We start from the raw sequence: 23,065 nt of genomic DNA on the forward strand, positions 1-23,065 counted from the left end.
CCGACTCCACAAGTTCACTGCCTCGACAAGACCTCAAAAAGGTGAACGAATACAGTCTGATCGCGCGCCTGCCCTCCAGGGACACATCACCCATGGGATGCCATGACGGCCAGTTGTGACCCCTCGCACAGCCCCTCATCCCCTTGCCCGGCAAAAAATCCCGCCCCGCACACTTTACTGTATATAAGACCAGTATATACTGGATACATACACAGTAATGTTGACCCATACAGGATGAGACCATGCTGACCCAGCTGACCGTCAACAACTTCGCCATCGTCAAGTTTCTCGAACTCGATCTGCAATCCGGCATGACCTGCATCACAGGGGAGACGGGGGCAGGCAAATCCATTGCCATCGACGCCCTCGGCCTCTGCCTCGGCGAGCGGGCCGAAGCCAGCATGGTGCGGCCGGGCAGCGACAAGACGGAAGTCAGTGCCCGTTTCCTGCTGGACGGCAACCCTGCCGCCCGCGCCTGGCTCGCCACCAACGAGCTGGAGAACGAGGGTGAGTGCATAGTGCGGCGGGTACTCTCCGCCGAGGGGCGCTCGCGCAGCTACATCAACGGCGTCCCCGTCCCCCTGGTGCAGCTCAAGAGCCTGGGTCAGTTGCTGGTTAACGTCCACGGCCAGCACGCGCATCAGCTGCTGCTCAAACCCGACTATCAGCTCGCCCTGCTGGATGGCTATGCCGGTCACCACCTGCTGCTCGATGAGGTGCGCCAGCACTATCAGCTGTGGCGCCAGCTGCAAAACGAGCTCAACCGCCTCAAGGCCGAACAGCAGCAGCGGGAGGCCCGTCGTCAACTCATCGAGTATCAGGTGCAGGAGCTGGATGAGTTCGCCCTGCAACCCGGGGAATTTGAGGCCATCGAAGAGGAGCACCAGCGCCTCGCCAACGGCACCGAGCTGATGCAGGAGTGCGGCTATTGCCTCGACCTGCTCTATGACAACGAGGAGACCACCATAGCCGGCCTGCTGCAGGTGGCGGTGGACAGGGCTGAGACCCTGGCCGGCATGGATAGCCGCCTTGGCAACGTGCTCGGCATGCTGAACGAAGCCCTGATCGGGGTGCAGGAGAGTCACAGCGAGCTACGCAGCTATCTGGATCTGCTGGAGCTGGATCCCGAGCGTTTCAACGAGCTGGAGGCCCGCCTCTCCAAGGCGATCAATCTGGCCCGCAAGCACCACGTCAAGCCGGCGGATCTCCCGTCGCACCATCAGGAGCTGGCCAAGGATCTCGCCCGCCTCCACTCCGATGAGGAAAGGTTAGAAGGGATGGAGGATGAACTGGCCGAGGCCCGCCAGGCCTTTGTCCAGGCGGCAGAGGTGCTTAGCCAGAGCCGTCAGCGCTACGCCCAGGAGCTGGCCACCCAGGTGACCGCCAGCATGCACGAACTGGCTATGCCCGATGGTCGCTTCGCCATCGAGGTGCGCCCCGACGCCCAGAGCAGCCTGTCGCCACTCGGTATCGATCGAGTGGAATTCATGGTCACCACCAACCCTGGGCAGCCCATACAGCCGCTGGGCAAGGTGGCCTCCGGCGGCGAGCTGTCACGTATCAGCCTCGCCATAGTGGTGATCAGCGCCCGCAAGATCTCCACCCCCACCCTGATTTTCGACGAGGTGGATGTGGGGATCAGCGGCCCGACGGCGGCAGTGGTGGGCCGTCTGCTTCGCCAGCTCGGCGAATCCACCCAGGTGATGGTGGTCACCCACCTGCCCCAGGTGGCTGGCAAGGGCCACCAGCACATGGTGGTCAGCAAGCACACGGACGGCAAGACCACGGAGACCCAGATGCAGGCGCTCAACCAGGGTGCCCGCCTCAACGAGCTGGCCCGTCTGCTGGGGGGGGATCAGATCACCGACAACACCCTGGCCAACGCCCGCGAGCTGCTTGCCTCCTGAGGGCCGCGCGGCAAGCCCTCGCCGCCCCTGAGGCGGCGAGCCATCAGCCCCTTCGATGACCTGACCGGGAGTGAGTCATCAGCCTTCCGGCGCCAGCCCTGGCATGTCATCAACCTTTTCGATTCCCTGACCGGGGAGGTGAGTAACCACTCTCCGGCAGCCTGCCTTGAGTGGCGAGCCATCCGGCCTTCGGCCACCTGACTGGATAAGCGAGTAGCAAACCTCTCCGGTAACCTGCCCGGAAAGGCGAACCATCCCCTTTGGCGGCATGCCCAAATTGGCGGGTCTTCAATTCCTTCGGGGATCTGACCGGGAAGACGAGTAGCAAACCTCTCAAGCAACCTGCCCAGAGAGGCAAATCATCCTCCTCGGCGGCTCGTCCGGAGAGGCGGGTCTGCTATCCTGCCGGTGACCTGACCGGGAAGGCGAGTAGCGAACCTCTCCGGTAGCCTGCCCGGAAAGGCGGACCATCCCCTTTGGCGGCATGCCCAGAGAAGCGGGTCTTCAATTCTTTCGGTGATCTGCCCGAAATCACGAACCCAAGCACGCCCACGCAGTCACCCCATGCCCCGGACCCGCCGCCAGCGGCCCTGGTCAATGACGGCGGTGCGCCCTCTCCTTCTCCGACTCTCGGTGCCCCAGGCCAGAGGCCAGAGCCTGGCCGGATTTGCCCCCATCACCGCCAGACAGTAGAGTGGAACCAACTCGGGCCCCATGGCCCTCTCTGGCCCGGCGCCGCGACATGCGACCGAGCCCATCACCCCACATCAGGAACCGCCTCATGCTTCATGTCTTTGGCCACAAGAATCCCGACAGCGACAGTATCTGCACCGCGCTGGTCACCGCCGACTGGCTCAACCGTCAGGGTCGCCCCGCCCAGGCCTATGCATTGGGTGAGCCCATTGCCGAGACCCGCTTCATCCTGGAGACGGCAGGGGTGGAGGCCCCCCCGGTTCTGACGGGCAGCATCGCCAACAAGCCGGTCTTTCTGGTGGATTTCAGCGAACTGGAGCAGGGACCTGAGGGGCTGGCCGAGGCCGATGTGCAAGGCCTCATCGATCACCACCGCATCGGCACCCTCATCACCCGTGGCCCCCTCGATGCCTGGGTGAGGGCGGTCGGGTGCAGTGCCACCGTGCTGCTGGAGCTGATGGGCCATGCCAATCTGTCCCGCGCCCAGGCCAGGTTGTTGCTGGGGGCCATCATCAGCGACACCTTCAACTTCACCTCCCCCACCACCACGGCAGAGGACAGGCTAGCGGTCGACCGGCTGCTGCCCATCGCCGATCTGGCCCTGGCCCCCTTTGCCCAGACCCTGCTGGAGCGGCGCACCCAGTTGGGCGATACCCCCCTGTGCGAGCTGCTCGTGGCCGACGAGAAGGCTTACCAGATAGCGGGCCATTCCCTCATGGTCAGCCAGATCTGCGTGATGGATCCGAGCCAGGTGCACAGCCGGATGGAGGAGCTGCATCAGGCCATGGAGGAGAGGCTGACCCTGGACTCGCTGGATGGCTATGTCTTGATGCTGACCGATCTGGCCAAGGGAAGCAGTGAGCTCCACTTTGCCAGCAGGGGCATACTGCCCGCCGAGCCGGTCCAGCTGGCGGGGGCCCTCAGCCGCAAGAAAGAGGGGCTTCCCTGGTTGACCCAGCAGTTGTCAAAAGTGCCCCGCTAAGCCCTGTCACAGTGGCGGCCCACCGACCGCCACTGTTATTGCCCGCCCTTAGACACCAGATCCCGGCACCTTGGCTTGAAGCCGGGCGAGCAGCATGATCACCAGGCACATCCAAGATAAACCCCACTGCTGTGCTGCCCATAGACCATTTTCCCATCTCATTCCTCCATCAAGGGGGCCATGGGCGGCATGTCTTCATTCTCCGTTCAACTGCGTCTGTTATGCTGATGTAAACGAAGATGATCTTGCGCGCCCTCACCGACAAAGGATGACGTCTGGCGCCCACAGACAGACAAGTGAGTACCATGCAATACAGAGCGGGATCACTGTGGTAGGGGACAGCTCCTTTGTCCCCGGTGACCCGCGCCATGCCAAGGAGAACTGCTTATGACCCACACCAACATAGTGCTGTTGCTGGAAGGCAAGGATTACGAGCAGGAGACGCTGGCCAAGGCGAGCCGCCTGGCACAGGGACTGGGCTGCGACCTGACCCTGCTGCACCTGACGCACAGCAGCAAGGTGCGCCGCAAGAGCCTGTCACTGTCCGAGGAGGAGCGCAGTGCCCAGGGCACACTGGATGCCAAGGCCATCATCAGCGAACTCATCACCCTGCTGCCTCATCCTGTGGATTACCACTGCCTGGTGGTCGATGACGTGGTCAGGGATCTGGGCCAGTGGCTGAGCTCCCACTCGACCTCGCTCCTGCTGGTCGGCAGCCGCCACCACTGGATGGAGGGATCGCTGGCCCGCCTGCTCATCTACAAGCTGCCCGTCGATATCCAGATCTGCCACGAGCCCTATGCCGAGCAGCTCAAGGCCGTCGGCTGAGTACCCGGGAGCCCGCTCAACGAGCGGGCTCCCTGCATTTATCCCCTCGGTAGACCTCCCAAGCCCCTTGCTCCGCCCCCAGCGGGTATCATGCAGGTCTGGCCTTCCCTCCCCCGGCTGACACTCGCCCACCTTAATTGATAACTTCATCTACATGATTTCTTACACATTGCTCGCTTCTTTTTAAGTGCCATTTGCTGCAGGATATCGCCCTTGCACGCCTTCACTCGTTTCGTTCAGGTGATAAATGAAGACTCTTCCAAAACCAGGCAAATATGCCCTGCTTGCCCTGGCGCTGCTGGCCTTCGTGGTCTGGCTGGCCTGGCCCGGCAAGACCCCGGACCCCGTGCTGACTGCGACCGTGACCCGTCAGGACGTGGAGCAGACGGTGCTGGCCAGCGGCGCCCTGCAGGCCATAGAGCAGGTGGATGTGGGGGCCCAGGTCTCGGGTCAGGTCACCTATCTGGCGGTGGAGGCCGGGCAACAGGTCAAGCAGGGGGATCTGCTGGCAGAGATAGATCCCCTGATAGCCCAGAACAACCTCAAGACCGCCGAGGCCGAGCTGGCCAGCCGCCGTGCCCAGCTCAAGATCAAGCAGGCGCAGCTCAAGCAGAACGAGCTGGCCTGGCGCCGCCAGCAGCAGATGTTCAGGCAGGAGGCGAGCTCCCGGGCCGATCTGGAGAGTGCAGAGGCGCAGCTGGCCGTCACCCGGGCCGAGTTGCAGAGCGCCCAGGCGGACATCGACAACGCCCTGATCAAGGTGGAGCGCACCAAGACGGAGCTCGGCTATAACCGCATTCAGGCCCCCATGGATGGCACCGTCGTCAGCATAGTGACCCGCCAGGGGCAGACCCTGGCCGCCAGCCAGACGGTCCCGACCCTGCTCAAGCTCGCCAACCTGGACACCATGACGGTCAAGGCGCAGATCTCGGAGGCGGACGTCACCAAGGTCAGGGCCGGCATGCCGGTCTACTTCACCCTGATAGGAGACCCGGACCGCCGCTATCACGGCACCCTGCGCACTGTCGAGCTGGCCCCCACCAACATCAACGAGCAGAGCGCCAACACCACGACCACCAGCAATGCCGCCATCTACTACTACGCCCTGTTCGATGTGCCCAACCCCGACCATCAGCTGAGGGTCGCCATGACGACCCAGGTCACCATAGTGCTGGGTGAACGCAAACAGGTATTGGCCATCCCCCAGACAGCCCTCGGCAAGAAGCTGGGGGAGAACGAATATGAGGTCACCCTGCTCAAGGAGGACGGGCAGAAAGAGACTCGCCGCATCAAGACCGGCATGAAGGATGACATCAAGATAGAGGTGGTGAGCGGCCTGAACGATCAGGACAAGGTGACTCTGGAGCAGGGCAAGCCCGTCCAGAACGACGAGATGGAGATGGTGCCGTGAGCGAGCCCCTGATCCAGCTCAAGGGCATAGAGCGCCGCTACCAGAGCGGGGAGCACGAGGTGACTGTGCTGCATCCGCTGGATCTGACCATAGCGGCGGGGGAGATGGTGGCCATAGTCGGTGCCTCCGGCTCCGGCAAGTCCACCCTGATGAACCTGCTGGGCTGCCTCGATCGCCCGAGCGGCGGCCAATATCTGTTTCGTGGTCAGGACACCGCCGGCCTGGATGCCCTGGCCCTGGCGCGGCTGCGCTGCCACCACTTCGGTTTCATCTTCCAGCGCTACCATCTGCTGCCCCATCTGGATGCGGCCGCCAACGTGGAGATCCCCGCCATCTATGCCGGCACATCCCGCCCCGAGCGCCAGATACGTGCCCGCACCCTGCTGACCCGCCTGGGCTTGAGCGATCGCAGCCACCACAGGCCGGGCCAGCTCTCCGGCGGCCAGCAGCAGCGGGTCAGCATAGCCCGGGCACTGGCCAATGGCGGCGAAGTGATCCTGGCCGACGAGCCCACCGGCGCCCTCGACAGCCACAGCGGCAAGGAGGTGATGGCCATCCTGAAGGAGCTGCACGAGCAGGGTCATACCATCATTCTGGTGACCCACGACATGGCGGTGGCCAACCACGCCAATCGCATCATCACCCTGCGGGACGGGCGCGTGGTGGAAGACAGCGGCCAACCGGCTGCCAGCCTCGCCATCTCTGCGAGTCAGGCCCACGGGGAGGAGAGTCAGCAGAGCCCGCAGGCCGCTGTCGAACAGGTATCTTCCGGCCTCCCCGGGCAAGCAGCGAATCAGGAAGTGCGCGAGCCGGTGCCGGACCGGATCGCCACTGCCTCAGTCGCCAGGCGCGGCAGCCAGGGCTGGGATCGCTACCGGGAGGCGGGTCGCATGGCGCTGCACGCCATGCTGGCCCATCGCATGCGCACCTTCCTCACCATGCTCGGCATCATCATCGGCATCGCCGCCGTGGTCAGCGTGGTGGCGCTGGGCCAGGGGGCCCGCGCCAAGGTGATCGACGACATCAACGCCATGGGCACCAATACCATCGACATCTTCCCCGGCAAGGATTGGGGCGACGAGAAGGCCGCCAGCATCCAGACCCTGAACGAGCGGGATCTCGACGCCCTGCTCGGCCAGCCCTATCTGGAGGGGGCCAGCCCCCAGATCGCCACCTCGGGCCAGCTGCGCTACCGCAACAAGACCAGCAGCGGCAGCGTGGTGGGGGTCGGCAGCGACTTCTTCCGGGTCAAGGGGATGACCCTCACCCAGGGCCGCCTGCTCGATGAGCGGGACATCCGCAGCCGGACGGCGGTGGCCGTGGTGGATGGCAAGACCATAGCCAGCCTGCTCGGCAAGACGGATCCCGTCGGCCAGGTGGTGCTGGTCGGCACCCTGCCGGTGCGCATCGTCGGGGTGGTGGCCCAGGAGACCGGCTTTGGCCCCAGCAGCCAGTCGGTCAACGTCTGGCTGCCTTACAGCGCCGTGATGAGCCGCCTCATCTCCCAGAATCACTTCAGCCAGATCACCATAAGGGTCAAGGACGGGGTCCAGCCCGCGCTGGCCGAGCAGGCCGCCGTGGCGCTGCTGACCCAGCGCCACGGGGTGAAGGATTTCTTCACCTTCAGCAGCGACAGCATCGTCAAGTCGGTGGAGAAGACCACAGCCACCCTGACGCTGCTGGTCTCCGCCATCGCGGTGATCTCCCTCATCGTCGGCGGGGTCGGGGTGATGAACATCATGCTGGTGTCCGTGGTGGAGCGCACCCGCGAAATAGGGATCCGCATCGCGGTCGGCGCCCGTCAGTCCGACATCTTGCAACAGTTTCTGATCGAGGCTGTGATGGTCAGCCTGCTGGGGGGTCTGCTCGGCATCGGCCTGGCCATGTTTATCGGTTTTATCTTCTCCCTGCTTGTGGAGAGCTTCCAGATGCGTTTCTCGCTCTTCTCCATCCTGATGGCCTTCGGTTGCTCCTCGCTCATCGGGATCCTGTTTGGTTACCTGCCCGCCCGCAATGCGGCCCGGCTCGATCCGGTCGAGGCACTGGCGAGGGAATGATGATGCACAACTTATCCGGCCGGGGGCTGCGCCTCTCGTCCAACCAGGAGCGCAGCCGCTTGTCAAAAACGGCGCTTAGCCTGGTTCTCACCGCCTGCCTCAGTGCCTGCAGCCAGCAGAGCACCTACCACAGACCCGAGCTGGACGTGGCGCCAGCGTGGCAGCAGGACGCCCGGGATCTTGGCAGCCAGCAGGCCGGGCTCTGGTGGCAGGGGTTCCAGGATCCCGCCCTCGACCGACTTGTCGATGAGGTGCTCGCGGCCAACCCGGACATGCAGGTGGCGGGGCTCAGGCTCAAAAGTGCCCTGCTCGGCGCCGATCTCGCCGACACCAACCTCACCCCGTCGGTCAACGCCAGCCTGGGGGCGAGCGGCAACAAGAACATCAAGGACGGCAGCGCCAGCAGCAACCTGGGCCCCTCCTTCAACCTGAGCTATGAGGTGGATCTCTGGGGCAGGCTCGCCTCGGTGCGGGATCAGGCCCAGTGGGAGGCAGAGGCCAGCGAGCAGGATAGCGCCGCCACCCGCCTGATGCTGGTAGGCAAGACCCTGGAGCAATACTGGCAGCTGGCGTATCTCGGCTCGGCCCTCTCCCTTGGCGAGCGTCAGCTGGCCAACTACGAGCGGATAGAGCGGCTGACCCGGGCAAAATATGACGCCGGCGCCGTCACCCGCCTCGATCTGGTGCAGGCCAGCCAGCAAAAAGCCGGCAAGCAGGCGGAGCTCGCCTCCCTCACCCTGCAACGGGAGCAAGCCGGCAACGCCCTGCGCCTGCTGCTCGGCCGCAGCAGCGGCCCGCTCACCTTTGCCCCGACGTCCCTCGCCATGGGCCCCATTCCGACGCTGGCGGTTGGCATCCCCGCCGATGTGCTGGCCAGGCGCCCAGACGTGCGGGCCGCCGAGCTGCGCCTTCGCAAGACGCTGGCCAGAGGGGACGAGATCCGCACCGGTTTCTACCCCACCCTCAGCCTCACCGGTGGTGCCAGCACCACCTCGGACACCCTGACCCAGGTGCTGCAAAACCCGGTGGGGACCCTGGGGGCGACCCTGGCGCTTCCCTTCCTCGAGTACAACAAGACCCGGCTCTCCATCGCCAGCTCCGAGATTGACTATCAGATAGCCGAAACCGAGTTTCGCAAGCAGCTCTATACGGCCCTGCTGGAGGTGGAAGACGGCCTGGCCGCTCGTCAGCAGGGGGAACAGCGGCTGCGTTATCTCGAGCAGCAGCTGGCCTATGCCAAAGAGGCCGAGCGGCTGGCGGGGGCCCGCTTCCTGGCGGGCGCCACCGGGGTTCAGCCCTGGCTGGACGAGCAGAATCGACTGTGGGATGCGGAGCTCGGCGTGCTGGCCCAGCAACAGAGCCAGCTCAAGACCATGGCCGGGATCTACCGGGCGCTGGGAGGGAGCGATCGGAGCTAGGGCCCGGTCAACCCTCAGGGCAGCTGGCATGGCCTCCATGCTGGCTGCCCTTGCCCCTTCCCTGCCACAAAGCAATTGATAATAATTTTCATTTAATGAAAAATGAGCGCTCTCGTCTGTCAGGAGTACTCAAATGTCACAGTCCGCCCCGGTCAATCGCCCTCGCCTGCTCACCGTCAAGCATGTCCATGATGTGAGCCCCCATCTGCGCCGAGTCTGCCTGACCAGCCCCGAATTGGCGGATTACCCCTTCAGCTGTGGCGGCGCCCATATCAAGATCATGCTGCCCCGACCGGGCCAGAGCGAGATAGTGCTACCAACCCCGACCCCCAAGGGGCCCCGTTGGGAGGATCCGAGCCAGAAGCCCATCATCCGCACCTTCACCATCCGCGCCTTCCGCCGCGAGGCCCTGGAGATCGACATCGACTTCGCCCTGCACGGTGATGTTGGCCCCGCCAGCCGCTTCGCCCTCCACGCCAAGCCGGGGGACAGGCTCGCCATCTCGGGTCCGGGCGGCCCGGACCCCATGTTGCAGCTGGCCGATCACTACTACATGGCCGGCGATCTCACCTCCCTGCCCGCCATCAGCGCCATGGCCGAGGTGATGCCGGCAGAAGCCCGGGGCCATATCGCCCTGCTGGTGCCCCATCAGGAAGATGTGCAGGATCTGTCGCTGCCAGTAGGCGTCAGCCTGCGCTGGTTTGTCGGCACGCAGGACCAGACCGGCCCCCTGGTGGAGTACTTCACCGCCCAGCCTATGGCAGCCGAGGGAAGTTATTTCTGGTTCGGGGGGGAAGAGGGTCTGGTGGTGCCCCTGCGTCGTCATGTCAGGCGAACCCTGGACACAGATCGCCAGCGGGTCTATGCCGTGCCTTACTGGCGCAGCGGCAAGGATGAAGACGCCTACCATCAGGATCGACACGTCGTGATGGATAGCTGATAACCATCTGTATTCCTTGTACTTATCAGGCCTTCTCCCGCTCGGGGGCGGGCCTGGTTGCCATTCTCCCCTCCCCTCTTACGGCCCGCCCCCCCATCTCTGGTGATCCTCTCGGTAGTGCTTGCATTTGAGACTGGCAGCAAGATAATGATAATCACTCTCAACAAAGATGATATGTCCTAGGCGCAGATCCCCTGAACCAGACACCCGAGCGTTACGGGCCCATCGTCGACCCCATTTCCACAGCAAGGTAATCCCAGATGGCTGTTTTGAATTCGGTAATGCGCGCCTTCGCGGTGGAGGCGCTCCCCACCCCTGCCGACCTGTTGGCACAGCACCCCTGCTTGGCCGATATGGCGCAGCATATTGACCAGCACCGCCACCAGGTGCGCCAGATCCTGAGCGGGGCGGACGATCGCCTGCTGGTGGTGATAGGCCCCTGCTCCATCCATGATCCCGTCGCCGCCCTCGACTATGCGAAAAGGCTGGCACGGCTCGCCACCGAGTATCAGGAGAACCTGCAGATAGTGATGCGCACCTATTTCGAAAAACCGCGCACCACTGTCGGCTGGAAGGGGCTGGTATTCGACCCTCATCTCGATGGCAGCAACGACATCGGTCACGGGCTCCACCTGGCCCGTCAGCTGCTGCTCGACATCAACCGGCTGGGGCTGGCCACCGCCACCGAGTTCCTCGATACCACCAGCTTCCTCTATCTGGCGGATCTCATCAGCTGGGGGGCGATCGGTGCCCGCACCACCGAATCCCAGGTACACAGGCAGCTGGCCTCGGCCCTGCCCTGCCCGGTCGGCTTCAAGAACGGCACAGACGGCAACATCCGGGTGGCCATCGATGCCATTTTGGCCAGCGAGGCCTCCCATCTGTTCACCGCCCCTGGCAGCCAGGGGGGCATGGTGGTGATCAAGAGCGAAGGCAATCCGGGCGGCCACATCATCTTGCGCGGCGGCACCCTGCCGAACTATCACCAGAGCGACGTGATGGATGCGGCCGAGCGCCTGGCGTGCCAGGGGCTCAACCCTCGGCTGATGGTGGATTGCAGCCACGGCAACAGCCAGAAGCTGCACCAGAACCAGCTCCTGGTCGCCGGGGAGCTCTGCCGCCAGTTGCGAGGCGGGAGCACTGCCGTTGCTGCCGTCATGGTCGAGAGCTTTCTGCAAGGGGGCAGCCAGAAACCGGCGCCACTGAGTGAGCTGCAATATGGCTTGTCGGTCACCGATGCCTGCCTCGGCTGGGAAGAAAGTGAGACCCTGCTGGCCATGCTGGCCGATGGGGTCATGGCGCGCCGTCAATTTGCACACAGTCGCTCCATTCCCCTTCGCAATGATCTCGGCCAGCCAGTCAGCTGACCTATTTCCTATTTATTCGCAGCGGGGTCGCCAGGCCCCTATTCAATCTCCAACCCGATAAATGACATTCACACATTGTCTGAACAGGGGTGTCAAATAGGGCAGTCACGGGGAAAGAAAAATAGTGCGAGAAGGACAAGCACTTCCCCATTGATAGAAAAATGGGCGACCAGGCAAAGCGGGAGGCATGCCCGCAAATCCATCTATTTCATCCCACAGCGACGGGCCATTATTTGTCATCTTGTGTCATCAGAGATAACAAACGGGCTGTATGAGTCCTCATTGTGTCACAGGGGAGGTCCGACAGCGATTGGCTTACCGCCAATGGATAGTTTTTATTGGCCCATGATGGTCATGGCTATTGTGGACGGGCGACCCAAATTAGGTGGCTTCCTGGATGGGCAATAGATAGACAGGATCCTGAAAATAATAATGCCGCCCCTTGGGCGGCATTATTGACGACGCTATCCTGGCAATCAGATCAGGAAGTCGTTCAGATCCTTGCCCAGCGCAACTTGCTCGGCAATGGCTTTGGGCATGCGGCCCTGGCCGGTCCAGGTCTTCTCCTGGCCATCTTCCTGATACTTGTATTTGGCAGGGCGCGGAGCACGCTTGCTCTTGGTCGCGCCAGCAGCGGCCGGAGTGGCCACGCTGCCGATCAGCTCGCGCGGATCTATGCCAGCCTGTTGCAGCATCTCGGTAAACTCGCTCAGCTTGCGCTGACGCTCTTCCTGCTCGGCCCGCTCTTGCTCTACGGACTCGGCACGCTCGTTATATACCAGATCAAACTTTTCTTTCGCTTCTTGCAGTTGCTCAAACGGCAGTTCACGAATAGCAGCGCGCAAGCTGCGAATGTTCAGCAGAACCTTCAGAAACTCGTTCATTACTTCCTCACAGAATTATTTTTGTATGTCACAGGGATAACTCATTTTGAGAATAGCATGCCCACTCGATAACAACATAATGATTTTATAGTGCCAGCGCTATTCCTGACAATCTCATGGTGATTATTCACTGTGGTTAATTCACATCAGGGATCTTATCGGATCACCGCTCAACAGACATTATTTCTTCAACATGGGTTAATCGGTCCCACTTGCCCAGGTATTTGTCACAGAGATAAAAGGGGTGTCATCCAAACACCTGCATTCATATATAACAAGCCATAGCGCAGCCCACAGCCGCCAGCACAGAATGTACAAATATTGGCCACCTCATTCTAAGGTCGAATGAAATGAGAGCGAGACCGGGCAGCACTCTGTATCCCTCTCCCTGATTCAATCAATTTCCTTTGCCTGGGCGCTTATCCATTCGATGAATGCCTGGATCTTGGGGCACTGGCGATGGGGGAGCGTGGCCATGTAGTAGCGCTGATGGCAGCGGACCGCCTTGCCCGGGAAGGGCTCCACCAGTTCGTTGCGCTCCAGCCGCTGGCGCACCAGGTTCTTGCGGCCCATGGCCACGCCGGCGTGATTCATGGCGGCGATGATGGCGAGATCGGAGCGATCGAACCCCATGCTCGACTGGCAGCCATCGAGGGAGATCCCGGCCTGGCGAGCCCAGCTGCACCACTCGTCGGTGTCGGAGTCATATCCCCAGGCCTGCCTGTCGTGCAGCAGGCGGCAGTGGTTCAAGTTATCCGGGTTATCGAGCAACTGGTGCCGCTCGGCATATTCGGGGCTGCACACAGGCACCATGTATTCATCCATCAGCGGGTGGATGGCGAGCCGCTCCGGCACCTTGTCGTCGAAATAGATCGTCAGGTCGATGCCATAGCCGTGCAGGTTGACGTTCTCGTTGCCGGTCATGATGTTGAGATCGATCTGGGGATGCAGGCGGGAAAAATCCGCGAGCCGCGGCACCAGCCAGCACTGGGCGATGGAGGGGCGGGAATAGACGGTCAGGGAACCGGAGAGCTCCTGATTCTTGATCTCCAGGATCTCCTGATTGATGAACTCGAGCGACGACTTGAGTGCCCAGAAGACCCTTTGCCCCTCAGTCGTCAGCATCACCTTGCGGTGAAAGCGCTGGAACAGCTTGAAGCCGAGCTCCTCTTCCAGCGCACCTATCCGGTGGCTCACCGCGCTCGGGCTGAGCGCCAGCTCATCCGCCGCCAGGGCGAAGGAGCTGTGGCGGGCCGCAGCCTCGAAGGTGTGCAGCTTTGAGAGCTGATAGCCGCTCAGCAGCTTGTTTCTAGATACGTAGTTGTCTTCGGTATACATCCGCCTTCCCCATCACAGGCTCAACATCGCCGTCATGATATCCCGGATGCCCCTATTTAGGATGACGTAACCGAACCCAAGTCACATAAATACCGCTAAATGTGATGAATGTGGCACCTTTGCATCAACCCATCTCATCCAAGAGGCCATTTTCATCATTTGTCAGCCCGGCGCCCTTGCCGTTCAATAGGCCCATCATTCATCTCTTACCATCCTTGTCGAGGCGCAGTATGAATTCTGAAGTGTGGGTCGTCGGTACCTTGCTGACTAGCATCATTCTGATTGTCTTCACCATAGTGAAGGGCAAGGTGCATCCTTTCCTCGCTCTGCTGCTGGCAAGCTTCTATGTCGGCACCATGATGGGGATGAACCCGGTCAAGATGGTCAATGCCATGGAAGAGGGCATAGGCGGCACCCTGGGCTTTCTCGCCGCCGTCATCGGTCTTGGCACCATACTCGGCAAGATGATGGAGGTGTCGGGGGCGGCGGAGCGCATAGGTCTCGCCCTGCAAAAGTGCCGCTGGCTCTCGCCCCAGGTCATCATGGTGCTGGTCGGTCTGGTGTGCGGCATCACGCTGTTTGTCGAAGTTGGTGTGGTGTTGCTGATCCCGCTCGCCTTCTCCATCGCCCGCAAGACCAAGACCTCGCTGCTGACCCTGGCCATTCCGCTCTGCACCGCCCTGATGGCCGTGCACTGCATAGTGCCCCCCCACCCCGCTGCGCTCTATGTCACCAATCAGCTGGGTGCCGACATCGGCTCCGTCATCGTCTATGGCCTCGCGGTCGGGCTGTTTGCCTCCCTGGTGGGCGGCCCCCTGTTCCTGAAACTGCTGGGCAAACGGGTGCCGTTCAAGGAGGTGCCCGCCGCCTTTGCCGACATCAGGGCCCGGGATGAGGCAAGCCTCCCAACCTTGAGCGCTTCGCTGTTCACCGTGCTGCTGCCCATCCTGCTGATGCTGGCCAAGACGGTGGCCGAGCTCAACATGGATCACGCAAGCCACCTCTACACAGTGCTGGAGTTTATCGGTAACCCCATCACCGCCATGTTCATCGCCGCCTTCACCGCCTACTACGTGCTGGGGATCCGTCAACGCATGAAGATGGAAGGGCTGCTGGACAAGACCGAAGAGTGCTTCTCCTCCATCGCCAACATCTTGCTCATCATAGGGGCGGGCGGCGCCTTCAACGGCGTGCTCAAGGCCAGCGGCCTGGGGGACAGCCTGGCGACCATACTCTCCCAGCTGGACATGCACCCCATACTGCTCGCCTGGCTGGTGGCCATAGTGCTGCACGCCGCCGTGGGCTCCGCCACCGTCGCCATGATGGGGGCCACCGCCATCGTCTCCCCCATCATGGTGCACTACCCGAACATCAGCCCCGAGATCATGACCCTGGCCATCGGCTCAGGCGCCATCGGCTGCACCATGGTGACCGACTCCCTATTCTGGCTGGTCAAACAGTATTGCGGTGCCACCCTGAATGAAACGCTCAAGTACTACACCAGTGCCACCTTTGTCGCCTCCCTGATGGCGCTGGCCGGTACCTTCCTGCTCTCCTATATCGTGTAAAAGACAGAGACATCCCATGAAAAACATCGACGTCCAACAGCTCATTACCCAATTCCCGCTGGTGCAATCCCTGATAGCACTCGAGCCTGTCACCTGGTTCAACCCCAATGCCACTACGCTGGCGGTCGGCCTGCCCTATGTGGGGCTCGATGGCAACGATGTGGCGGATGCGTCGGCTCGCCTGGCCCGCTTCGCCCCCTATATGTGTGACGCCTTCCCCGAGACCCGTGTCAGCAAGGGCATTCTGGAGTCCGAGATAGCGGCCATCCCGGCGATGCAGGCAACGCTCAATGCGCGCTACGGCGTCGAGCTGACCGGCAAGTTGTTGCTTAAAAAAGACAGTCACCTGCCCATCTCCGGCTCCATCAAGGCCCGTGGCGGCATCTACGAGGTGCTGACCCATGCAGAGCAACTGGCGATCAAGGCCGGTCTGCTGCGCGAAGAAGATGACTATCGCAAGCTGTTCACGGACGAGTTCCGTCAGTTCTTCGGTCAGTACAGCATTGCGGTGGGTTCCACCGGCAACCTCGGCATGTCCATCGGCATCATGAGCGCCAAGCTCGGCTTCACCGTCACCGTCCACATGTCCGCCGATGCGCGGGAGTGGAAGAAGCGCAAGTTGCGCGAACACGGGGTGATCGTCGTGGAATATGCCGAAGATTACGGGGTAGCTGTGGAGCAGGGGCGCAAGGAGGCCGAGCGCGATCCCAACTGCTTCTTCATCGACGACGAGAACTCCCGCACCCTGTTCCTCGGCTACTCGGTGGCCGGTGAGCGGGTGAAAAAGCAGTTCGATGAGATGGGCATCAAGGTGGATGCCGAGCACCCGCTCTTCGTCTACCTGCCCTGCGGCGTCGGCGGTGGCCCGGGGGGCGTGGCATTTGGCCTCAAGCTCGCGTTCGGGGACAACGTCCACTGCTTCTTCGCAGAACCCACCCACTCTCCCTGCATGTTGCTCGGGGTCCACACCGGATTGCACGACGCTATTGCGGTGCAGGATCTGGGCATAGACAACCTCACCGCCGCCGATGGTCTGGCGGTGGGGCGTGCCTCCGGCTTCGTCGGCCGTGCCATGGAGCGGCTGCTCGATGGCTTCTATACCCTGAGCGATCAGGAGATGTATGACCTGCTGGGGCTGCTGGCCCGGGACGAGCAGATCCGCCTCGAACCCTCGGCCCTGGCCGGCATGCCGGGCCCCTGGCGGGTCAGCGCCGATGGCGACTGGCAGGCATCGCGCGATCTGGATGCCCGGTGCATGGCCCAGGCCACCCACCTGGTGTGGGCCACCGGCGGCGGCATGGTACCCGCCGAGGAGATGGCAAAATACCTCGCCACCGCCCAGCTCTGATCTTTTTTTCAACCGAAAAACCCGCCACCCTGGCGGGTTTTTCTCTTCTGGGATCAGCAAGATGGCATGCTCTTTGCCAAAGCTTTGCTACCCCCCGTGCCCCTCCCCTTGCCGTCAATCCCCCCAAGTTGGTTATTTTGTGATACGATAGAGGCCGTTTTTTGACATCTGCGCCCCGTTGTCGCCTTGATCCTGCAAGATCACCACCCAGTCCGGTGGGCACAACGAGCTTGGGCGCAGCACCACAAGTGACCCGGTTGAGTCAATGCTGGCGGCCTGTGCCGGCGAGCGACACCAGGGGCACCTTAGATAAGGAGATCGGGCTATGAAACAGTATCAAAGCTGGCTTGGACAATATCTGATGAGCCGTCGCGATGGCGATCACGCCATGGCTTCCGAACTCGCCAACTCCATCTGCGAGTTCTGGCAGGCGCAGGGGGATGAGGCCGAAAGCAGCAAATGGCAGCAGCTCTACCAGCAGCACGTGGAAAAGACCACCTGAGGGCGGCACCTTCAGGCTTTCTGGCCTGTCACCCATAAAAAAACCGGCGCTCATGGCGCCGGTTTTGCTTTTTCGGATTTCCGATCACATCTGGTCGACCATGTCCTGGGCGAACTGGGAGCAGGAGCGCAGGGTGGCGCCTTCCATCAGTCGCTCGAAGTCATAGGTGACTGTCTTGTTGGCGATGGCAGCTTCCATGCCCTTGACGATGAGGTCGGCCGCTTCGGTCCAGCCCAGGTGGCGCAGCATCATCTCGGCGGAGAGGATGAGGGAACCCGGGTTCACCTTGTCCTGACCTGCGTACTTGGGCGCGGTGCCGTGAGTCGCCTCGAACAGCGCCACGCCGTCGCCGATGTTGGCGCCCGGGGCTATGCCGATACCACCGACCTGAGCGGCCAGGGCGTCGGAGATGTAGTCACCGTTCAAGTTCATACAGGCGATGACGTCATACTCGGCCGGACGCAGCAGTATCTGTTGCAGGAAGGCATCGGCGATGACGTCCTTGACGATGATGGTCTTGCCGGTCTTCGGGTTCTTGAAGGAGCACCAGGGGCCGCCGTCAATCAGCTGGGCATCATACTCTTTCTGGGCCAGGGCATAGCCCCAATCCTTGAAGGCACCTTCGGTGAACTTCATGATGTTGCCCTTGTGCACCAGAGTCACGGAGTCGCGATCGTTGTCGATGGCGTACTCGATGGCGGCACGGACCAGACGCTCGGTACCGGCCTTGGACATGGGCTTGATGCCGATGCCGCAGGACTCGGGGAAGCGGATCTTCTTCACGCCCATCTCGTTTTGCAGGAAAGCGATGACCTTCTTGGCTTCATCGCTGTCCGCCTTCCACTCGATGCCGGCGTAGATGTCTTCGGCGTTCTCGCGGAAGATCACCATGTCGGTCAGCTCGGGGTGCTTGACCGGGCTCGGGGTCCCTTCGTAGTAACGGACCGGGCGCAGGCAGACATAGAGGTCCAGCTCCTGGCGCAGGGCCACGTTGAGGGAGCGAATACCGCCACCGACCGGGGTGGTCAGCGGGCCCTTGATGGCCACGCAGTATTCACGAATGAAATCCAGGGTTTCGGCCGGCAGCCAGGCACCTTCGCCATAGACATGAGTCGATTTCTCGCCGGTATAAATCTCCATCCAGGCGATTTTGCGCTCGCCCTTGTAGGCTTTCTCGACCGCAGCGTTCACCACGTTCAGCATGGCCGGGGTCACGTCCACACCTATGCCATCCCCTTCGATAAACGGAATGATGGGGTTGTGGGGAACGTGCAGCTTGCCGCTGGCATCGACTGTGATTTTCTGACCCTGGGTCGGGATAACTACTTTGCTTTCCATCGGCATCTCCTAACTTCCGTTTGTTATCAATCTGATCGTTGCGCGCGGCCATCTTAGCCCATCCATTTGCATAATCAAATGGCGGGCGTGCATGTCCGACCATAGTCGGGGACTGGATCACAATGCGCCACTTCTGTCCGCGCCCCATGAGGCGCAAGCCCGTGCAGTTCCGCCATGGCGAGCGCCGCCGTCATGGCGTCAGGCTCTCGCTCTGCCCCTGGGGCTGGCTCAGGGCGCGGTACTGGGAGGGGGTCAGCCCTGTCTTTTGCTTGAACACCCGGCAGAAATAGTTCACATCGCTGTAACCACAGCGGCTGGCCACCTCTTCCAGCCGGAAGCGGTATTTTTTCAGCATGAACTTGGCCCGATCGATGCGAACCCAGCTGATGTAGTCCGCCAGGCGCATGTGTCCCTGCTCGCGAAACAGGTGGGAGAGATGGCTGGCCGAGACGTTGAAGCGGTGGGCGATGGAGTCACGGGTGATGGGGCGGTGAAAGTTCTCCTGGATATAGATGCAGATGCCGTGAAACAGGTCAGCCCCTCTCGGCCGCTCGAAGGTGGACTCCGCCAGCAATTGACGGGCACTGGTGAGCAGCGCCTGCAACAGGTGGTTGTCGGTGGGGGAGCGACCCGGGTCTTCCACCAGCACGTTGAGTGCCGCCAGTATGTGTTCATTCACATGGCCGGCCCGGGCCATGATGCTGTGCTTTTGCACATCGAAGAAATCCGGGTCTTCCCGGCGCTTGCTCACCAGGCTGAAACCGAGCTGGCGCTTGCCAAACAGCAGGCTCAGCACAGAGCAGTCGGTGGTCCAGAGCGGCTTGTTCCAGCCGTTGGGGGGTATGTAGAGCGCCTGCCCCGGCAGCACGCTGACCTCCTGACAACCCGACTCCCTGTCCCAGATCTGGTTGAGGTATTCGCCGCTGAATACCAGCTCGAGGCGGGGAAAGTTGACCTGGTAGCTGAAGCCGGGTGGCACCCCCTGATCCTGGGCAAACCAGATCTGTTCGAAGGGAACCTGGTCGTGGAGGGCGCCGTCGAGCAGCTGGCTGAAGATGAGTGACATGATGATCCCGATCAAGAGAGAGGCAAGCGATTGCGGCGGCAAAGGCCGCCCATGTTATAGTCCGGGCCGGACCGTCAATTCCACCCTTTTCTTCAAACCACTTTCTTCACGACAAATGAGGCGTCCCTTATGAGCAGTCGAGATCTGCCCTCCTTTCTGTTGATGCAAAATCCGATTCAAGGTTATGACTGGGGCAGCCATGACGCCCTCACCACACTGTTTGGCATCCCCAATCCGGCTGGCAAACCCCAGGCGGAACTCTGGATGGGGGCCCACCCCAACGGCTGCTCCGAGGTGACCCTGGCGGGAGATGTGCAGAAACTCTCGACCCTGATAGAGCGCGCCCCCGCCGCCGTGCTGGGGGACGCCACCGTCGCCCGCTTCGGCAGCCTGCCCTTCCTGTTCAAGGTGCTGTGCGCCGAGAAGGCCCTCTCCATCCAGGTGCACCCGAGCAAGGCCCAGGCCGAAGCGGGCTTTGCCAGGGAAGAGGCCGCCGGCATCGACGCCAAGGCAGCCAACCGCAACTACAAAGACCCCAACCACAAGCCGGAGCTGGTATTTGCCCTCACCCCCTATCAGGCGATGAACGGCTTTCGCGCCATCCCGGCCATACTGGCGCTGTTCGATGCCATGGCGCTGCCGGCGCTGGCCGAGCTGACCGCGGCGCTGCGCCAGTCACAGGATGAGGCTGGCTTGCAACACTTCTTCCACCAGATGCTGATCCTGGACGGCGTGCGTAAGGAAGAGGCCCTGACTGGCCTGCTGACCTATGCCGCCGCCCGTCAGGATGACGAGACCTTTGCGCTGATCACCAGCCTGGCCGCCCAGTACCCGGGGGACGTGGGGCTCTTCTCGCCGCTGCTGTTGAACGTGGTGACCCTGCAGCCCGGTCAGGCCATGTATCTGGACGCCTGCACACCCCACGCCTATGTGCGCGGCACCGGCCTCGAGATCATGGCCAACTCCGACAACGTGCTGCGCGCCGGGCTCACCCCCAAATACATAGACGTGGCAGAGCTGCTCGATTGCACCCGCTGCCTGCCCAAGCCGGACCATCAGATCCTGCTCAGCCCCCGCATGGAAGGCGCGGTGCAGCACTTCGAGGTGCCGGTACCGGACTTCACCTTCAGCGTCTACCCGGCCGGTGAGCATGCGCTCACCACCGCCAGCGCCGAGATCCTGTTTGCCATCGATGGTACCGTCATCCTCCGGCAGGGTGAGCAGTCACTGCGCCTGGAGAGAGGCCAATCCGCCTTCGTCCCCGCCGCCACCGGCAGCTACCAGCTGCTGGCCGAAGGCCGGGTCGCCCGCGCCGGCAACCGCTGCTAAGGGGCGCCATGCCCCCCTGAATGCCCAAGGGCCATCTTCGGATGGCCCTTGTCGTTTCTGCCCCAAGGAAGAACCGATGGACCCCGGCTAGGCTCTTCTCCATCGGTCAGGGCTTCGAACAAGTCACTGACCATGGGAGAGCACGAGAAAAAGGAGAACAGCATGTTTATCGTCACCAACCGCATGGTCAACGAGCAGGGCAGGACCCCCAGCGAAATCTTCGGCGAAAAGCCACAGGCAGGCCCGAATGAGCTGCGCCTGGCCGAGGGGCGGCGCCAGGGAGACAAATGGCAGCTGGACTTGCTGCCCGACCAGATCACCCCCGAGATGGCCGAGAGCGTGGGGCTGGATCCCGCCGCCAGCTACCCGGCCAGCGCCTATGTGGCGCGCAAGCTGCTAGAGCGCTGCGCCGGCACAGGGACGGGCAAACAGAAGCTCAAGACCGGCAAGCACCTGCTGCTGTTCGTCCATGGCTTCAACAACGATCTGCAGGATGTGCTGGAGCGGGCAGCCCGTCTCGAGGCCCAGTATGGGGTCGAGGTGCTCTGTTTCAGCTGGCCCGCCAATGGCGGGGGCGACGCCGAGGGGGTATTGAGCTACAAGAGCGACAAGCGTGATGCGTTGGCCTCTGTCGGCGCTCTGGATCGGGTGCTGGAGAAGATGAGGTTGCTGCTCGAGGAGTTCAATGCCCAGTATGTGACCGAGCTGGAGGGCAAGGCCCAGAAGAAGTTTGCCGGCAACGGCGAGGCCTGGGATCGCTACTTCTCGAAGGAGGTGAACAAGCGCTGCCCCTTCACCATCAACCTGATGCTGCACAGCATGGGCAACTACCTGTTCAAGCACCTGCTCGGCAGCAGCACCTACAACGCCAATCACCTGCTGTTCGACAACGTCGTCATGGTGGCCGCGGACACCAACAACGAGCACCACGCCGAGTGGGTCGACCGGATCCAGTGTCGCAACCGCCTCTACATCACCATCAATGAGAGAGACAGCGCCCTCCTGGCGTCACGGATGAAGATGGGGGAGCAGCAGAAGGCGCGGCTCGGTCACTACACCAAGCAACTGGACTCCAAGACGGCCACCTACGTCGACTTCACCGATCAGCCCCAGGTGGGGGACTCCCACGCCTACTTCGAGGGGGACGCCATCACCAACAAGAAGGTGGCGGCCTTCTTCCACACAGTGCTCAACGGCGGTACGGGGGAGAGTGCGGCGCACTTCGATATAGCCCAGAATGTCTATCGCCTGTAAATCAGGGGCAGCCTTGCACCTTGAAAAAAACCACCGCCCTGAGTCAGGGCGGTGGTTTTTCATTATCTGCTCAACCGATGGCCATCATGGCCGTCGAGGGCTAGTGTTCTGCCGCTTCCGGCTGGGGAACTTCCGAGCGTTCCCGCTGCAGTTCATCGACCCTGGCTTGCCATTTGTCATGGGCCTGTTTTTGCCCCTGTGACTCAAATTCCTGGCGCATGGTGTCGATTTCTTGGTCAAGTTTTTCCATCAGGATGTCTCCTTACATCTCGGGTTACACACTGGCTGACGGCACTGTTGGCCAACCTGCTCTACCCGATTGGACACCAAGTCTTCCCCGATTGTCCAACTAAATAAACGATTTATTATGCAAAAACCAATCTAAAAAACAGTTTCAGGCCCCTTATGAAACCATATAAAAGCCATCTGAAGCAATCTGGTTAAATTCAATATTTTCGTTGATTATCAATGCATTGAAATTTCACACCTCGGCCTTGTCACCGCCCTTGCCCGGGGCTTCTGGTTATGCACATTTTTTTCACGACCTCCGCTTGGGCCCGCTTCGCCCATGCGAAGCCGCTCCCGGGCCGCACTTTTGCCGGACGGCTCACATTTCAGGGCGCGGCCACAGCACACAAATCTCCAACCCGCGCTCCTGGTGTGGGATAGGTATATCGTCGCCCACCTCTGACAATTGCATCAGAAACACACTTAACCAATTGTTTTTAAATGAATTAAAAACTAACCAATCAAACTGAAAAGACGACCTCAAAATGCGAGCGGGGTCACAGGACGGGGGTGCTGACACAAAAATCCAGTAAAGGGCACATATCTC

The 23,065-nt window shown here is 61.8% G+C and carries 18 protein-coding genes; 13 read left to right on the forward strand and 5 right to left on the reverse strand.

Going from position 1 to position 23,065, the window contains the following annotated elements; genetic code table 11:
- Positions 1-242 precede the first annotated feature (242 nt).
- The 8 genes from recN (at position 243) to G4923_RS02210 (ending at position 11,603) form a co-directional block, all read left to right on the forward strand.
- Positions 243-1,907 carry a DNA repair protein RecN gene (gene recN / locus G4923_RS02175; protein ID WP_163135347.1) on the forward strand — a complete coding sequence of 555 codons (1,665 nt, stop codon included), beginning with the start codon at positions 243-245 and terminating at the stop codon, positions 1,905-1,907.
- Between the two features lie 781 nt (positions 1,908-2,688).
- Positions 2,689-3,582 carry a DHHA2 domain-containing protein gene (locus G4923_RS02180; RefSeq protein WP_163135349.1) on the forward strand — a complete coding sequence of 298 codons (894 nt, stop codon included), beginning with the start codon at positions 2,689-2,691 and terminating at the stop codon, positions 3,580-3,582.
- A gap of 387 nt (positions 3,583-3,969) precedes the next feature.
- Positions 3,970-4,410, forward strand: a complete 441-nt coding sequence (locus tag G4923_RS02185) for a universal stress protein (RefSeq protein WP_163135351.1) — start codon at positions 3,970-3,972, stop codon at positions 4,408-4,410.
- A gap of 247 nt (positions 4,411-4,657) precedes the next feature.
- Entirely contained in the window at positions 4,658-5,821 is a 1,164-nt protein-coding gene (locus G4923_RS02190; RefSeq protein ID WP_163135353.1) for an efflux RND transporter periplasmic adaptor subunit, read from the forward strand.
- Positions 5,818-7,878 (forward strand): MacB family efflux pump subunit, encoded by a 2,061-nt coding sequence (locus G4923_RS02195; RefSeq protein WP_163135356.1) that lies wholly within the window; start codon positions 5,818-5,820, stop codon positions 7,876-7,878. The genes G4923_RS02190 and G4923_RS02195 overlap by 4 nt, the downstream gene beginning before the upstream one ends.
- Before the next feature lie 2 nt (positions 7,879-7,880).
- Complete coding sequence (locus tag G4923_RS02200) at positions 7,881-9,296, forward strand: efflux transporter outer membrane subunit (RefSeq protein WP_240455242.1); 1,416 nt, start codon at positions 7,881-7,883, stop codon at positions 9,294-9,296.
- Positions 9,297-9,429: 133 nt separating this feature from the next.
- Positions 9,430-10,236: a siderophore-interacting protein gene (locus G4923_RS02205; protein WP_163135358.1), complete on the forward strand. Its 807-nt coding sequence runs from the start codon at positions 9,430-9,432 to the stop codon at positions 10,234-10,236.
- A 260-nt stretch (positions 10,237-10,496) separates the two neighbouring features.
- Positions 10,497-11,603 carry a 3-deoxy-7-phosphoheptulonate synthase gene (locus G4923_RS02210; RefSeq protein ID WP_163135360.1) on the forward strand — a complete coding sequence of 369 codons (1,107 nt, stop codon included), beginning with the start codon at positions 10,497-10,499 and terminating at the stop codon, positions 11,601-11,603.
- Positions 11,604-12,079: 476 nt separating this feature from the next.
- On the opposite strand, the gene G4923_RS02215 is transcribed toward G4923_RS02210, so the two are convergent.
- Together G4923_RS02215 and dsdC are read right to left on the reverse strand one after the other, a co-directional pair.
- The gene (locus G4923_RS02215; protein WP_025327689.1) at positions 12,080-12,487 is read right to left on the reverse strand and encodes an H-NS family histone-like protein; all 408 of its coding nucleotides are present in this window, start codon (positions 12,485-12,487) and stop codon (positions 12,080-12,082) included.
- Between the two features lie 393 nt (positions 12,488-12,880).
- Entirely contained in the window at positions 12,881-13,825 is a 945-nt protein-coding gene (dsdC, locus tag G4923_RS02220) for a DNA-binding transcriptional regulator DsdC (protein ID WP_163135362.1), read from the reverse strand.
- Positions 13,826-14,055: 230 nt separating this feature from the next.
- On the opposite strand from dsdC, the gene dsdX reads away from it, so the two are divergent.
- The 3 genes from dsdX (at position 14,056) to G4923_RS02235 (ending at position 17,243) form a co-directional block, all read left to right on the forward strand.
- On the forward strand, positions 14,056-15,393 hold the full coding sequence (gene dsdX, locus G4923_RS02225; RefSeq protein ID WP_163135363.1) for a D-serine transporter DsdX: 1,338 nt from the start codon (positions 14,056-14,058) through the stop codon (positions 15,391-15,393).
- Between the two features lie 16 nt (positions 15,394-15,409).
- Positions 15,410-16,741, forward strand: coding sequence for a D-serine ammonia-lyase (locus tag G4923_RS02230; RefSeq protein ID WP_163135364.1), 1,332 nt, complete (start codon positions 15,410-15,412; stop codon positions 16,739-16,741).
- A 325-nt stretch (positions 16,742-17,066) separates the two neighbouring features.
- A complete protein-coding gene (locus G4923_RS02235; RefSeq protein ID WP_106886258.1) occupies positions 17,067-17,243 on the forward strand; it encodes a hypothetical protein in 177 nt (58 codons plus the stop codon).
- An 84-nt stretch (positions 17,244-17,327) separates the two neighbouring features.
- Here G4923_RS02235 and icd read toward each other — a convergent pair whose 3' ends face one another.
- Positions 17,328-18,581 carry an NADP-dependent isocitrate dehydrogenase gene (icd, locus tag G4923_RS02240; protein WP_106886257.1) on the reverse strand — a complete coding sequence of 418 codons (1,254 nt, stop codon included), beginning with the start codon at positions 18,579-18,581 and terminating at the stop codon, positions 17,328-17,330.
- A 190-nt stretch (positions 18,582-18,771) separates the two neighbouring features.
- On the reverse strand, positions 18,772-19,647 hold the full coding sequence (locus G4923_RS02245; protein WP_162520191.1) for a helix-turn-helix transcriptional regulator: 876 nt from the start codon (positions 19,645-19,647) through the stop codon (positions 18,772-18,774).
- A 129-nt stretch (positions 19,648-19,776) separates the two neighbouring features.
- Between G4923_RS02245 and manA the strand changes: the two genes are divergently transcribed.
- On the forward strand, positions 19,777-20,976 hold the full coding sequence (gene manA / locus G4923_RS02250) for a mannose-6-phosphate isomerase, class I (protein WP_163135365.1): 1,200 nt from the start codon (positions 19,777-19,779) through the stop codon (positions 20,974-20,976).
- A 162-nt stretch (positions 20,977-21,138) separates the two neighbouring features.
- A complete protein-coding gene (locus tag G4923_RS02255; protein ID WP_163135366.1) occupies positions 21,139-22,230 on the forward strand; it encodes an alpha/beta hydrolase in 1,092 nt (363 codons plus the stop codon).
- 100 nt (positions 22,231-22,330) lie between these two features.
- On the opposite strand, the gene G4923_RS02260 is transcribed toward G4923_RS02255, so the two are convergent.
- Entirely contained in the window at positions 22,331-22,480 is a 150-nt protein-coding gene (locus G4923_RS02260) for a hypothetical protein (protein WP_106886253.1), read from the reverse strand.
- Between the last annotated feature and the right edge of the window lie 585 nt (positions 22,481-23,065).

Origin of the sequence: Aeromonas rivipollensis (assembly GCF_010974825.1) — a bacterium.
Taxonomy (GTDB): Bacteria; Pseudomonadota; Gammaproteobacteria; order Enterobacterales; family Aeromonadaceae; genus Aeromonas; species Aeromonas rivipollensis.

What these genes read in the sequence shown, in the direction of transcription:
- dsdC (WP_163135362.1), bottom strand. Translation starts at nt 13,825, where the DNA reads ATGTATACCGAAGACAACTACGTATCTAGAAACAAGCTGCTGAGCGGC.
- G4923_RS02260 (WP_106886253.1), bottom strand. Translation starts at nt 22,480, where the DNA reads ATGGAAAAACTTGACCAAGAAATCGACACCATGCGCCAGGAATTTGAG.
- G4923_RS02245 (WP_162520191.1), bottom strand. Translation starts at nt 19,647, where the DNA reads ATGTCACTCATCTTCAGCCAGCTGCTCGACGGCGCCCTCCACGACCAG.
- G4923_RS02200 (WP_240455242.1), top strand. Translation starts at nt 7,881, where the DNA reads ATGCACAACTTATCCGGCCGGGGGCTGCGCCTCTCGTCCAACCAGGAG.
- dsdX (WP_163135363.1), top strand. Translation starts at nt 14,056, where the DNA reads ATGAATTCTGAAGTGTGGGTCGTCGGTACCTTGCTGACTAGCATCATT.
- G4923_RS02185 (WP_163135351.1), top strand. Translation starts at nt 3,970, where the DNA reads ATGACCCACACCAACATAGTGCTGTTGCTGGAAGGCAAGGATTACGAG.
- G4923_RS02180 (WP_163135349.1), top strand. Translation starts at nt 2,689, where the DNA reads ATGCTTCATGTCTTTGGCCACAAGAATCCCGACAGCGACAGTATCTGC.
- recN (WP_163135347.1), top strand. Translation starts at nt 243, where the DNA reads ATGCTGACCCAGCTGACCGTCAACAACTTCGCCATCGTCAAGTTTCTC.
- icd (WP_106886257.1), bottom strand. Translation starts at nt 18,581, where the DNA reads ATGGAAAGCAAAGTAGTTATCCCGACCCAGGGTCAGAAAATCACAGTC.
- G4923_RS02235 (WP_106886258.1), top strand. Translation starts at nt 17,067, where the DNA reads ATGAAACAGTATCAAAGCTGGCTTGGACAATATCTGATGAGCCGTCGC.
- G4923_RS02255 (WP_163135366.1), top strand. Translation starts at nt 21,139, where the DNA reads ATGTTTATCGTCACCAACCGCATGGTCAACGAGCAGGGCAGGACCCCC.
- G4923_RS02205 (WP_163135358.1), top strand. Translation starts at nt 9,430, where the DNA reads ATGTCACAGTCCGCCCCGGTCAATCGCCCTCGCCTGCTCACCGTCAAG.
- G4923_RS02215 (WP_025327689.1), bottom strand. Translation starts at nt 12,487, where the DNA reads ATGAACGAGTTTCTGAAGGTTCTGCTGAACATTCGCAGCTTGCGCGCT.
- G4923_RS02210 (WP_163135360.1), top strand. Translation starts at nt 10,497, where the DNA reads ATGGCTGTTTTGAATTCGGTAATGCGCGCCTTCGCGGTGGAGGCGCTC.
- G4923_RS02230 (WP_163135364.1), top strand. Translation starts at nt 15,410, where the DNA reads ATGAAAAACATCGACGTCCAACAGCTCATTACCCAATTCCCGCTGGTG.
- manA (WP_163135365.1), top strand. Translation starts at nt 19,777, where the DNA reads ATGAGCAGTCGAGATCTGCCCTCCTTTCTGTTGATGCAAAATCCGATT.
- G4923_RS02190 (WP_163135353.1), top strand. Translation starts at nt 4,658, where the DNA reads ATGAAGACTCTTCCAAAACCAGGCAAATATGCCCTGCTTGCCCTGGCG.